The organism is Clostridioides sp. ES-S-0010-02 (assembly GCA_020641055.1).
In the GTDB taxonomy this organism is placed as follows: Bacteria; Bacillota; Clostridia; order Peptostreptococcales; family Peptostreptococcaceae; genus Clostridioides.
The window spans coordinates 3,254,064-3,267,703 of record CP067345.1; the positions used below are offsets into that span (position 1 = coordinate 3,254,064).

The 13,640-nt window shown below is 27.5% G+C and carries 12 protein-coding genes and 1 other RNA gene; 4 read left to right on the forward strand and 9 right to left on the reverse strand.

Going from position 1 to position 13,640, the window contains the following annotated elements; all coding sequences use genetic code 11:
• Positions 1–12: 12 nt before the first annotated feature.
• Positions 13–1,194 (reverse strand): molybdopterin molybdotransferase MoeA, encoded by a 1,182-nt coding sequence (locus JJC01_15220; GenBank protein UDN57513.1) that lies wholly within the window; start codon positions 1,192–1,194, stop codon positions 13–15.
• Between the two features lie 253 nt (positions 1,195–1,447).
• Entirely contained in the window at positions 1,448–2,182 is a 735-nt protein-coding gene (locus JJC01_15225) for a hypothetical protein (protein UDN57514.1), read from the reverse strand.
• A gap of 363 nt (positions 2,183–2,545) precedes the next feature.
• Here JJC01_15225 and JJC01_15230 point away from each other — a divergent pair, with 363 nt between their 5' ends.
• On the forward strand, positions 2,546–3,451 hold the full coding sequence (locus JJC01_15230; GenBank protein ID UDN57515.1) for a LysR family transcriptional regulator: 906 nt from the start codon (positions 2,546–2,548) through the stop codon (positions 3,449–3,451).
• Between the two features lie 192 nt (positions 3,452–3,643).
• On the opposite strand, the gene JJC01_15235 is transcribed toward JJC01_15230, so the two are convergent.
• The 3 genes from JJC01_15235 to JJC01_15245 are packed head-to-tail and all read right to left on the reverse strand — an operon-like array spanning position 3,644 to position 6,740.
• Positions 3,644–5,038, reverse strand: coding sequence for an aminopeptidase (locus JJC01_15235; protein ID UDN57516.1), 1,395 nt, complete (start codon positions 5,036–5,038; stop codon positions 3,644–3,646).
• Positions 5,039–5,057: 19 nt separating this feature from the next.
• Positions 5,058–5,267, reverse strand: a complete 210-nt coding sequence (locus JJC01_15240; GenBank protein ID UDN57517.1) for a DUF896 domain-containing protein — start codon at positions 5,265–5,267, stop codon at positions 5,058–5,060.
• Between the two features lie 27 nt (positions 5,268–5,294).
• The gene (locus JJC01_15245) at positions 5,295–6,740 is read right to left on the reverse strand and encodes a PLP-dependent aminotransferase family protein (GenBank protein ID UDN57518.1); all 1,446 of its coding nucleotides are present in this window, start codon (positions 6,738–6,740) and stop codon (positions 5,295–5,297) included.
• Positions 6,741–6,849: 109 nt separating this feature from the next.
• On the opposite strand from JJC01_15245, the gene JJC01_15250 reads away from it, so the two are divergent.
• Positions 6,850–7,644, forward strand: a complete 795-nt coding sequence (locus JJC01_15250) for a histidinol-phosphatase HisJ family protein (GenBank protein UDN57519.1) — start codon at positions 6,850–6,852, stop codon at positions 7,642–7,644.
• Positions 7,645–7,695: 51 nt separating this feature from the next.
• Entirely contained in the window at positions 7,696–9,018 is a 1,323-nt protein-coding gene (locus JJC01_15255) for a polysaccharide biosynthesis protein (protein ID UDN57520.1), read from the forward strand.
• Positions 9,019–9,119: 101 nt separating this feature from the next.
• On the opposite strand, the gene JJC01_15260 is transcribed toward JJC01_15255, so the two are convergent.
• The 3 genes from JJC01_15260 to JJC01_15270 all read right to left on the reverse strand — a co-directional run bounded on the left by JJC01_15260 (position 9,120) and on the right by JJC01_15270 (position 11,698).
• Positions 9,120–10,325 carry a hypothetical protein gene (locus tag JJC01_15260; protein UDN57521.1) on the reverse strand — a complete coding sequence of 402 codons (1,206 nt, stop codon included), beginning with the start codon at positions 10,323–10,325 and terminating at the stop codon, positions 9,120–9,122.
• Between the two features lie 184 nt (positions 10,326–10,509).
• A non-coding RNA gene (gene ssrS / locus JJC01_15265) (6S RNA) lies at positions 10,510–10,690 on the reverse strand.
• A gap of 117 nt (positions 10,691–10,807) precedes the next feature.
• Positions 10,808–11,698: a hypothetical protein gene (locus JJC01_15270; protein UDN57522.1), complete on the reverse strand. Its 891-nt coding sequence runs from the start codon at positions 11,696–11,698 to the stop codon at positions 10,808–10,810.
• A gap of 211 nt (positions 11,699–11,909) precedes the next feature.
• On the opposite strand from JJC01_15270, the gene JJC01_15275 reads away from it, so the two are divergent.
• Positions 11,910–12,311 (forward strand): hypothetical protein, encoded by a 402-nt coding sequence (locus JJC01_15275; GenBank protein ID UDN57523.1) that lies wholly within the window; start codon positions 11,910–11,912, stop codon positions 12,309–12,311.
• A gap of 122 nt (positions 12,312–12,433) precedes the next feature.
• Here the strand turns inward: JJC01_15275 and ccpA are convergent, their stop codons facing one another.
• The gene (ccpA, locus tag JJC01_15280) at positions 12,434–13,450 is read right to left on the reverse strand and encodes a LacI family transcriptional regulator CcpA (GenBank protein ID UDN57524.1); all 1,017 of its coding nucleotides are present in this window, start codon (positions 13,448–13,450) and stop codon (positions 12,434–12,436) included.
• Positions 13,451–13,640: the final 190 nt, after the last annotated feature.

Consider the following 13,640-nt stretch of genomic DNA (forward strand, 5'->3'; position numbering starts at 1 on the left):
CCCTTCATAAAACTATATAACAACAACATCTACTAATTGATTTTCTTTTATTATTTCTCTCTTTTTTATCTTAATCATGCAATTGCTTCTCAATGTTGCAGATAATCTAGCCTTGGCATCTTTTTTATCATTTAATGTAACATATAATTTACCTTCATCTGTATATAATTTTCCACTTACAAATCTATCGTTATTTGAGACTTTGTTAAATTCTCCTTTAAATATAGCTTTTATATAATGATTGCTGTCCTTATATGTTAAATACTCAATCACAGGAACAACTACATTATCAAATACCACAATTGCCGCATGTGGATTGCCAGAAAGCCCAAACAATATTTTTTCTCCCAATGTAGCTACATAACAAGCTCCTCCAGGTTTAATATTTATCTTCCAAAACAATTCTTTTGCTCCTATGTTTCTAAATACATCTGGTATTAAATCTTTATCTCCAACAGATACACCACCTGTAGTAATTAAAAAATCTACAGTTTCTAGCATATCCTTTACTTTTTTTTCTAATTCTTGTATATCATCAGTACAATTACATATTGTATCTGCTTGTATTCCAAGCTTTAAAAGCTTTGAATATAATGTATATCTATTGCTATCATATATTTTGCCATCCTCCAAAGTTTCATTTATATCTTGTAATTCTGTTCCTGTATTTAAAATACCAACTTTTAAATCATCATATACAGTTAATTTAGATATTCCAAGACTCGCTAATACTCCTATACCATCATACCCTATATTTTGATTTTTACTAATAATTAATTGACCTTTTTTTATATCCTCACCTTTAAATATATAATTGTCATATTCCTTTAGTTTTATATTTAAAGTTATCATGTCTTCTCTAGTTGTCACATCTTCTTTCTTTACTACACAGTTTGCTCCCTTTGGAATTTTTCCACCAGTCATTATCTTCACTGCTTCATTTTTATTTAATATACCATCAAACACTTCTCCTGCATATAATGTTCCTATAACCTTTAAATTTTTATTTTCAGAATTTGCATCATATGCATAACCATCATATGGTGACCTGTCAAATGGAGGACTATCAATTGTTGAATATATATCTTCTGCAACTACTTTATTTACTGCTTCTATAAGATTAACTCTCTTAATCCTACTTATTGGTATAACATTTTCTTCAATAATTTTTATGGCATCTGCTAATCCTATCATTTTAAATACACCCCAATATATTTTTTATTTAAAAACATTCTTAATGTAGTATAATTGTAAATTGCAATAAATCATTTTAGCTTATATTTAATTATAACTAATTGTTATCTATAATTGCAGTTTAAATTTAATAAATCTTATAAAATTATCATTAATTGTATTAATTTCAATTTTATACATTTTATAAAAAAAAACTGCTTCAAGTTAGAAATTTACTTCTACCTTAAAACAGACTTGTATGCTTTAAAATTCATTATTCTAATAAAGCTCCTTTTATTATTTTTACAACTTTATCACTCTCAATAGTTTTTATAGACTTTATTTTATTATCTACTATACTTATTGTAAGTATTTCTTTGTCTAATAATTTATTATCTTCTTTTAATCTATAACTCTTCACTACCCTATTTCCTTCATGGTTATATGCTGTTAAATTATAATTGGCATTACCCACGATTTCATTTATCCTAGATTCTTCAACTCCAATATACTCTCCCAAGTCAATGTTTTTATATTCCTCTAAGGATACAGCTGATTTTTCATTATCATTTGTTTCAATCATAATACCATAGCTTTCATCTATAGCTGTTATACTTTGTGATGAAAAGGAATTTGTTTCAACATTAACAACTTTATTTTTATTAATGTTAATGTATAAAGCACTTCCATCTAATTCATTGTTTCCAGTATATTTAGGGTAAACTAATGTCATATAACTTGATGTATTTATATCTTGCATTGTATTTGATTTTTTTAAATTCTTATTTTTTATATAATAAATTGTGTTATAAGGTATTCCCATATTTTTTATAACATATTTATAATCTTTATCCATCATTTCATTAACATCATTTTGAACTTTTGTCATAGTTTTTTGCTGTGTTGCTTTACTTGCTACTTGATTTTTCTCTTTAGTAGTTTCTTTATGACATCCAACAAGTACAATCCCTAAAATAGTTACACAAACTAATGACCTTTTTAACTTCATAAATCAATCCTCCTTTCTTAAATTTTATAATATTTATCTATATCTCATTGTGTGATTATCTTTTTTTTCAATAATTACGTTTATTATTTTATAAAATAATTATATAATATTTATTTAAATTTAATAAGATTAAGAAGCTATCTGTAATTTTTTTGTAACAAAACACATTTTAAAGTTGAATTTTGAAAATTCAATTTACAAGATACTTGTGGTAAATATCCTTATAACATTATACCAAATTATTCCTAAACAATCAAAAACTCCATAAACATTTTAAGGTTTTCTATTTCAAAAAATCACCTTTAACTATTAATTTATCAAATATGTTATAATAGTTTTAGATAATTTAAGGAGGATTAAATAATGGATTTTAAACAACTTGAAGTATTTGTTGCTGTTGCAAAACATCAAAGTTTTTCAAAAGCTGCAAGAGAACTTTTTTTAACTCAACCTACTGTAAGTGCACACATACAAAATTTAGAAAGAGAGTTAGAAACTGTACTTATAAACAGAAGCAACAAAGTTATTACACTCACAAAATCTGGTGAAATTCTTTATGAGCATGCCATATATATATTAAATAACTGCAAACGTGCAATTTATGATATAAAAGAATATTCAGGTAAAATAGAAGGCATTATAGATATAGCATGTAGTTCTATACCTGAAACTTATATTTTACCTGATTTTATGAAGAATTTTTCTATGAGTTATCCAGATGTAAAATTTTCCATAAGCCATTATGATTCTCAATATGCTATATCAGAAATTTTAAATGAACGGATAAGCTTTGGATTAGTTGGTTCTAAAATTAACAATCCTCAAATCGAATATCTAGACTTATTAGATGATGAACTTGTACTTATTACTCCTTCAGATTTTAAAATTGATAACAATAACAATTACATTGATATAGAAGAATTGGCTTCTGTCAATTTTATTATGAGAAAAGAAGGCTCTGGTACTAGAAACTTAATACTAAACACACTTAGCAAAAATAACTTTCCGGTAAACAAATTAAATGTAATAGCTCATGTAGAATCAAATGAAGCCATTAAAGAAATGGTTAGATTAGGCCTTGGTGTATCTTTTATATCATATATTTCAGCTATTGATTATCTAAATGCAGGCAAAATAAAATGCTACAAAGTAAAAGATGTTGATTTTACAAGAAAATTTTTCTTTATTTATTCTAAAAAGAAAACTTTTTCTCCATTGGAAGATAAATTTCTAAACAGACTATGTGAGTACTTTGAAATCATAATATAATAATTTTAATACACGACACTCAAATTTAAATTATAAGCTGTTAAATAATAAAATAATAAATAGAGTAGTATTATACTATGTTCATTTAATTAATGAGCATAGTATAATACTACTCTATTTGCTTATTACTTATTACTTATTACTTATTACTTATTACTTATTACTTATTACTTATACTATTGTATATTAAACTTATAAATTTATATTAAAAAACGATTTATATCCTTTGTACATTTCATATATATCTACTTTAGAAACAATCTCATGCGGTGCATGCATATTTAAAACACCAACACCACAATCTATAACCTCTGCACCTTGATTTGCTAAGATATAGGCTATTGTTCCACCTCCACCTTGGTCCACTTTACCAAGTTCAGCAGTTTGCCATACTACATTACCCTCGTTAAAAATTCTTTTTACTTCTGATATAAACTCAGCATTAGCATCATTACATCCACTCTTACCTCTCGAACCAGTATACTTATTTAAAACTATTCCATTTCCCATATATGCAGAGTTTCTTTTTTCATATGCCTCATCAAAATTTGGGTCATATCCAGCTGCAACATCAGCTGATAATACTTTACTATTTGCTAAAGCTCTTCTTACCTTAATATCACAGTAATCGCCTTCTAAAGCTATTAACTCAGCCACAGTATTTTCAAAAAACTTTGAATGCATACCTGTATTTCCTTGGGAGCCAACTTCTTCTTTGTCTACACATAATGTAACTGAAGTAAATTCTGGTTGTCTAGTCTCTAGTATAGCTTTTACAGCAGCATATGAACATACTCTATCATCATGACCATATCCTAATACCATTGACCTATCAAACCCCAAATCTCTTGCCTTCCCAGCTGGAACTACTTCAATCTCAGCGCTTAATAAATCTTCTTCAACTATACTATATTTTTCATTTAAAATTTTTAATATATTTGCTGTTATAGGTTCTTTTTCTTCGCCATCCAAAGGCATATTTCCAATTAATACATTTAAAGCTTCACCACTGATTCCTTCTGACAATTTCTTTTGCATTTGGTTTCCAGCTAAATGAACTAATAGGTCAGTTACACAAAACACTGGGTCACTGTCTTCTTCACCAATAGATACATCCACCTTTGTACCATCATTTAATATAACTACTCCATGTAAAGCAAGAGGAATAGCTGTCCATTGATATTTTTTAATTCCTCCATAGTAGTGAGTCTTAAAAAAACCTAGATTAGCTTCTTGATACAATGGGTTTGGTTTTAAATCTAATCTTGGAGAATCTATATGACTACCTATAATCTTCATACCTTTTTCTATATAGTTTTTACCTATTACAAAAAGTGCCACTGCTTTTTCTTTATTTATAGCATAAATCTTGTCCCCATGACTTACACTTCCATTTTCCATAGCTTCATCTATTGAAATATAACCATTTTCTTTAGCCAATTTTATAATTTCTTTTACTGAAAGTCTTTCAGTTTTTGATTTACTTAAAAAATCCATATAATTGCGAGCATATTCCATAACCTGTTCAATAGCATTCTCTTTTTTTTCAATTTCCCATGCATTCTTAAATTTATGCTTTAAGTCCATGTTTTCCTCCTATTAAGTTTTAATTTTTATTATTTTTCATATATTGTTCATATTCTTCTGGTGAGACTACTTTAACACTATCAAGTCTTGATTTAAAATGAGCTCTAAAATTTTCTAAATATTCCTTTCTTAAAATCTCCCTTTCTTTGATTTCATCATCAGAAAGAGCTCCCTCTTTATTTTTCTTTGCTAATTCATTAATCCTATCTAATTTCTTCTTGTCAAACATTTTTTCCTCCTAAAAAACTTCTATTTATTAATAAAATAATTTATTACTTTTTATATCTAACTTATTTTTATATTCACAGAAAAACTCTTCTATATTATCACTTATTATAGATATTCCCTTTTCTAACTCTTCCATACTTGGACGAGCTATATTTATTCTAAAAAATCTATCATCCACTAGATTATCAAAAAAATAAGTCCCTGGAAGCATGGATACTCCTTTATTTAACATAAAACTTGTAAAGCTTTGTGATGTATACCCTCTTGGCAATTCTAAAAAAAAGTTTATACCTCCACAAGATTTTCTAACTTTTAATTTACCACTCAATTTATCATTAATCAAGTTTTTTGCTAACTTGTACTTATCAGTATATATCTTCTCTATATGACTTAGATAATTCTTCCAATTGAAATTCTCCATATAGTAATACATTGATTTTTGAATAAGACCTGGTGTTGATATGTCTGATGAATATTTAGCCCACAAAACTTTTTTTAATAATTCATTTGGCATTTCTACAATTCCTATTCTTAAGCCTGGCATAAGTATTTTTGAAAAACTCTTTATATATACTACCCTATTTTTATCATCATAGCTCCTGACTGTCCTATTATCCTCTGAATCAAATATAAAATCACTGATAAAATCATCTTCAATTATATAAAAATCATGCTCTTCTGCCAATTCTATTAGCTTCTTTTTTTTATATGTAGAATAAGATATACCTGTTGGATTTTGAAAATTAGGCATAATATATATAAGTCTTGGTTTTATTTTTTCCAATTTTAATTTTAAAATACCTATATCAATTCCATCATCTAACATAGGTATAGATATTATTTTTGCACCTCTACTTTTAAATACTTCAATTGCTCCATTGTAAGAGGGTTCTTCCATAAAAACAACATCAGAATAACTTATAAGCCCTTTACAAACTATATCTATACCTTGCTGTGCTCCTGAGATTATTTGAATGTTTTCTTTAGTAGTATTTATATTTTCATCACTTAAATACTCTACCATCTTTTCTCTTAACTCCTCAGAGCCTAGCCCTTCATCGTAATCAAATATTGAACTTCCATCTTTAGATAATGCCATGTTTACAGCATTTTTAAATGAATCTATAGGAAACATATCATTAGATGGATTTCCATTATCGAAATGAATTAAATCATCTCTTTGTCTAATATTCTTGTTTTTCCCTTTATCTATACCATTTTTATAAGAATTTGAATTTGATACAAAAGTTCCACTTCCTATAATTTTATATACATATCCTTCATTTTCCAAAAGCTCATATACTTTAACTATAGTAGTATTATTTACATGTAAATAATCTGATAACTTTCTTATTGGTGGAAGTTTTTCATGCTCAACTAGTTCTTTGTTTATTATTAACTGCTTTATATGATTAAATATTTGTATATATTTAGTTGACTTCCTTTCACTTAAATCTATTTTGTATTTTTCCACATTTATCACCGCTTATTGTTTTTATATTTTATTGATGCCTTAGCATATATTTGATATTATTTAGTATGTATATATAATACCAAAATTTTTATAAAAAGGGGAAATATTTATGTTTTACGACTATCACATGCACTCAAGTTTCTCTACTGATGGAAAATCTACAATGGAAGAAATGATAAAAAAATCTATAGACCTTGGTATAAATGAAATTTGTTTCACAGACCATGTCGATTATGATGTTTATGCGGATGATTCTTTTTCGATTGTTTACGAAGATTATTTTAAAAGTCTAGAAACTCTTAAAAATAGATATAAAGATAAAATATCAATAAAAAAAGGGATTGAATTTGGAGTTCAAACTCAATTAATAGATACATATAGAAAAGAAGCTCATCAATATCCATTAGATTTTATAATATGCTCTATTCATGCTATAGATAAAATGGATTTATACCTTGGTAGCTATTTTGAAGGTAAGACTCAACATGAGGTCTATGAGAACTACTACCTTTATTTGTATAATATTGTTAAAAACTACAAGGATTACTCTGTTTTAGGTCATTTAGATTTAATTAAAAGATATGCACCTTATGATACCATCCTAGATGACAGACTATTTTCAGATATAATTGAAGAAACTCTCAAGCAAGCTATCTATGATGGTAAAGGTATCGAAATAAACACATCTTGCTACAGATACAACCTGCCAGATTTAACTCCATCTAGATATATCCTTCAGATGTATAAAGATTTAGGAGGAGAAATCATAACCACAGGCTCAGATTCACATCATGTAAGTCAAGTTGCATATGAATTTGATTACATATATTCATTACTAAAAAACATGGGATTTAAGTATGTATCTAAATTTAATAAAATGAAACCAGAATTTATAAAATTATAAATTTTTACACCTCCTTATGAATATATTTAAAAGATAAGGAGGTGATTTTTTTTGAAAGTACCTTATTTAGTACTATCAACAGTTATTTTATTTATGTCTAACTTTGTCGTAAGAATATTTGGATTTTTATATAAAATATTCTTATCAAGAGCTTTAGGCGAAACAGGTCTAGGTATATATCATATGATTTTTAACTTTTTAATGATTTGTTTAGCTGTTACAACAACTGGAATACCTACTGCACTTAGTTGTCTAGTTGCAAAAAGAAAAGCTTTAAATGATAAGCACAACACTAATGCTTTGTTTATATCAACTTTATACATATCATTTTTTGTAGCATTAATTATATCTATAGTTGCATCTTTCAATAGTTCTTTTTTATCACTTAAGTTTCTAAAAGACCCTAAATTGAACTTATTTATACTAGCAGTTTGTCCTGCCATAGTTATAATAACACTTTCAAATGTACTTAGGGGGTATTACTACGGCATAAAGAACGTAAAAGTTCCTGCTATTGGACAAATTATTGAACAGATGGGTAAAATTCTATTTGTTTTTTTACTCGTTATGTATGTAAATGATAAGTCTATGAATTGTTATATTGCTCTTTTAGGTATATCTATTGGTGAATTGAGTAATATCATATTTATGCTCATATGTTTATGTCGAGATTCTTCATTTGACAATAAATATATTATAAGTATAAAAGATTTTTATAATTCCTCTATGGAAACATTGAAAATGTCCATACCTATAACTTGCAATAGAATGTCAAATATACTTTTACAATCTATTAGCTCTATGATGATACCATCAAGATTAGCATTATCAGGCATGACTTATCAACAATCATTAAGTATGTATGGTGTCGTCAGCGGGATGGTAATGCCATTTATATTTTTACCATTTACTGTTGGCTCAGCACTTATTGTAAATTTGATACCTACTATATCACAAGAAATGGCCTTAAGAAAACGTAAAAGTGTCCTAAAAAAAATAAAGTATTCTGTACTCCTAACTTTATTTGTAGGTATACTATCATCAGTGTTTTTTTATTTCTTTGGAAAAGATTTATGTATACTAGTATTTAAAAATAAACTTGCTGGAGAATATTTAAAAGCTATGTTTTTAGTACCACTATTTATGTCACTAAATCAAACACTATCTGGTATTTTACATTCAATAAGAAAAGAATTAGCTTCAAGTATAAACACTATCATTGGTATGTTAATTCAGCTAGTAGCTCTATATGTATTTCTTCCCATTCCAGGACTTAATATTTATGCATACATATACACAATGACAATAGTATCAATATTTACTTGTTTATTACATACTATAGTACTTTTTAAATCTATAAAATCTATACATTAGTTATAAATAACGTGAAGGCTACCAATGTAAATCATCTACTATTGGTAGCCTTCCTTAAATGATTTTTATTTATAATTTAAACTGTCTATATATCTACCTATCTATCTGTGGCAACCTGAATTTCCACTTCCATGATTAGGTCCACATTGCGAAAAATCACATACTTTAGAGAAAGTATCAACAAGTCTTGGTTGGATTGGGTTTGGTGATGCTAAAACTACTATTTGTTCACTTATTAATGTGCTAACTGTTTCTTGTAAGCAAAGTACTAAATCTATATCATTTGGTATAATTAATTCATACATAGGTTCACAACATTCATTACATTCTAATTTTAATATAGATTTTCCTATACAATCTACAGTTAAGTTAGTTTGGTATTCTTGTCTTAAAGTGACAGCTCTTCCGTCAGCTGGCAAGCATATTGGTGCTGAAAGTGTGTTAAAAGTAAATTCTACAAAATCAACTCTTCTCTTACATCCACCTCCTGCTCTAACTGCTGGGAAAGCTAATGCAACGAATTCTGTACATCCACATCTACCTCTTAGTTCTAATACTAGATTACGAACTGCTACAGTTAAGCCTCTTTGTTTATAAGCTACTGATTTGCCTTTTCCTTGTCTACAACATTCAGCGTTTCTTTCTCCACATACTGCATATTCAAAAGTTGTTTCACAGTTTCTTCCTATTATATCTCCTAATGGATCTAAATCGAAATCTTCTAAAGTTGTCATTCCTGTGTCTATAACTATTCCATCATTACTTAAGCATATTTTATCTATAGTTACACTTGCTCTACCTGCACTTGGAACTGAACCAAATACTTCTACTACTTCTGTTTCAAAAGTTAATGGTTCTCCATTTGGTCCAGTTGCATCTGTAAATGTTTGGAATTGCATAGTATCAAAAATTCTATTAGCTTCTATTGCAAATGGAACTGCATTTGCTACAGAAAAGTTTCTTGGAGATATAGGATTACAGCAGTTTGGTCCACATTTGTTTTCAAAACATTCATCTGAATCCATTTGGCATGGTTCACAATCACATTTACAATTATCATGGCATCCACAATTGTCATCACATGGATTAGGTTTGCATGGATTAGGTTTACATGGATTGCATGGATTAGGTTTACAATCATCATGACAATCACAATTATTATCATTGTTACATCCATTATGATGATGTGATTTTTTGAATCCTCTCATCTCATCTGAACTTATTTCATCTGTATACACTTCTTCTTCATTCATTGTAGACATTGGCTGATTTAGCATTCTTCTTTTATTTTTTTTGTAATCTTGCATTTTTCATTGCCCTCCCTGTAAGCGATTCTTATTAAGTCTTCGGCTTTTTATAGCCTAATTAATACTATGCACTTATAATCCTAATTGTTACTTAGCTTTTTAAATTTATCAATAATTAGGTATATTTGGTAGAAAAATGCATTTTAATAAAAAAAAGTACTACTATTTAAAATAGTAGCACTTTTTTTGTCCCGAAACACCGGTGGCTAAGTAAATTCACACCCTAGGCACTCCCAGGTGGGTGACTTGCCAGTAACCTTTAACGTCCAAACTAAACAGGCATGTTATAATTTACTAGACACGGTCTCCCGTATTTCATTTGTAGGTTGAATTTAAAAAAGCCTTATCGTATGTTTCAGGATTTCATATTATTATTATATAATAAATTTTGAATTTTTTAAAGTGGTTTTATATAGTAATTAAGATAATCTTATTCTAGTATTACTTTTTCTTCCTTTTCTCTTTATGTATTTAGTTAATTATTACTTTCTCTTAGCTTTACTTCTAGTATTTTTTTCATTACGATTATGTTCATGCTTTTGTTCATTAACATCATATAATTCTTCATCATATACTATATTTTCATCATTTTCTGCATACTCATGGTCTGTTTCTTCATCTTCTGTTAATTCTTCTTCATTATCATCTATCTCATCTTCATATGTTGACTCTTCATCTTCTTCATTATTATCTTCATATTCATCTTCTTCATTATTATCTTCATATTCATCATCATCATTATTACTATCATCACCTCTTAAAAGATTTCCTAGCAGTTTAAGATTATTCATACTACCTAGATTATTTATATTTGCCAAAGAACTTAAACTAAATCCACCTTCACCAAAATCATCAGGTAAAAACAATTCTGCAAATAAATCTATCTTTTTTTTCATTCCTATAGCCTTTTCAACAGAATTTTTTCTCTTTTCTGGAAATACATCTATAATTTCTTTTATCATCATATTTTTTTTGTCTTCACTATCCATTTTTCTAAAAAAATCTGTTTCCTCTTCAACATCTACCACATCTATATTGTTAAGTTTCTTTATGCCTCTAACTAAGTCTAAAATACTTTCTATTTTTACTAGTATTTTCCTTTCATCTCTTGACATGTATTTTTTAGTTCTTGTTATTATTTCCATTCCCATTTCTAGGTCTTCTTCACTCAAATCCATAAGTCTTAGACCTCTTTTTATATCATTTGCATCAAACCTTAAAGTTTCATGTATAGCTTTTGATAATTTCTCATTTGAATTTTTTTTGTTTTTTCTGGCTCTATTATTTTTCTTTGATTTATCTTTATCATCAAATATAGAGATATTACCATTACTCAATGCAATCACTCCAATCAAAAATAGTAAGTTATTCAAGACAATTCCCCCTTATATTATATAATTGCCCTATATTAAAGTATGTTTTTCATATTTTAATGTTCCATTTTTAAAGCTCAGTGCATATATATTATCTATAAGAATTTTTATTTATATTATATATCACTCACAATTCACCACTTCAATATTATTTCTATATATAAATAGTATGAATATAATTCAATATATATTTATAGAAAGGGGTTTTTTTATGAAAAAAATAGATACAGATTCATTAGAAAAGATGGCTAAGCAAAAAAATATTGACAAGGATAAGATAGAAAAGATTGCTGATAATTACAAAGGGAAATCAGAAAGTGAACTTATGGAGGAACTTATAAAGATAGGTAAGAACCTAGATGGAAGAGAGGAAGTAGTATCAAAATTCAAAGCATTTTTAGATGACAATCAACGTAAAAAATTAGATACTATAATGGATAAAATATCAGATGCAGAGACTCAAAGAGATACTAAACCTGCTAAAACTAAAAAGACTAAACAACCAACTAAAGGTAAATCAAATACACCTGCACCAAAAAATACACCAAATAATCAACAAAAAAAATCTAAGAGTATATTTAAGAAAACTAAAAAATCCAATCCTCATGAATAAACAAAAATAAACTACTTTTAAGGCTTAAAGTTATTATTTTTAACTAAAATATTTTAATTGCATATTATTTAAACTAAAAATCAGGTAGTGTTTTAAACACTACCTGATTGACTTTAATAACTTTATTTCTTTCTCTCTATAACACTTTCTCTATCAACAATTTGATAAGGTAATTCTATTTTCTTGTTTTCAATTAATTCTTTATTGATTAATTTAATAACCATTCTTATTGCTACTGCTCCCATATCATATAAAGGCTGATAAACTGTAGTAAGCTTAGGCCTATACATCTTAGCTATCTTAACATCATTAAATCCTGCAACTGATATGTCTTCTGGAACCTTATATCCAGCATCACAGATAGCATTTATAGCTCCTATAGCAGCCTCATCACCCGTAACAAAGGCTGCATGAGGTATTATTCCTTCATCTAATAATTCTTTCATACTATGGTATCCACTTTCATAATCAGTTCCACCATATTTGATTAAACTCTTGTCCAACTCTATATTATTACTTGAAAGTGCTTCTTCGTAGCCTGAAAGTCTTTCCATTTCTAAAACAGTATCATCTTTACTTGTCATTATAAAAGCTATCTTTTCATGACCTTTCTTTATAAGATGTTCTGTCATATCAAAAGTAGCTTCTTTATTACTAGTGCTCACTGTGTATATATCATAATTTCTAGCAGTTTTACTTATATATGTTGCTGGTATACCACAATTTTGTATATAGTTGATATGCTCTTGTTCAACTACCCATGAAATCATAACTATACCTTCTACTTGTTTTGCTCTTAATAGATTTATACTCTTTAACTCTTGTTCTTTATCAGAGTATGTATTAGCTAAAAGAATATCATAATCATACATTTTAGCAACTTCTTCTATTCCATTTAATATCTCATTAACAAAAGAATCTGAAACTTCTGGAACTATTACCCCTATTAATTGACTCTTTTTAGTTACTAAGCTTCTTGCAAGTGGATTTGGAATATATCCAGTTTCTTTTATAACCTCTAAAACTTTTTGTTTGACTTCATCAGTCACAGGTTTTGAATCATTTATAACTCTAGATACTGTAGATATTGACACGCCTGCTTGTTTAGCAACATCTTTTATCGTTATATTACTTTTCATTTTCATCCTCCTAATTTTGCTAAATTTATCTAAATCTGAACCAAATTTATACAGGTTCTTATTTTAACTATATTTATATAAGTTCTTATTTTACCATAAAATCAAGTACATTTAAATACATTATATTTTATATTATACCCTATATTCAACAATTTTAATAATATTCATTCTTAATTTAAATTACATTAAA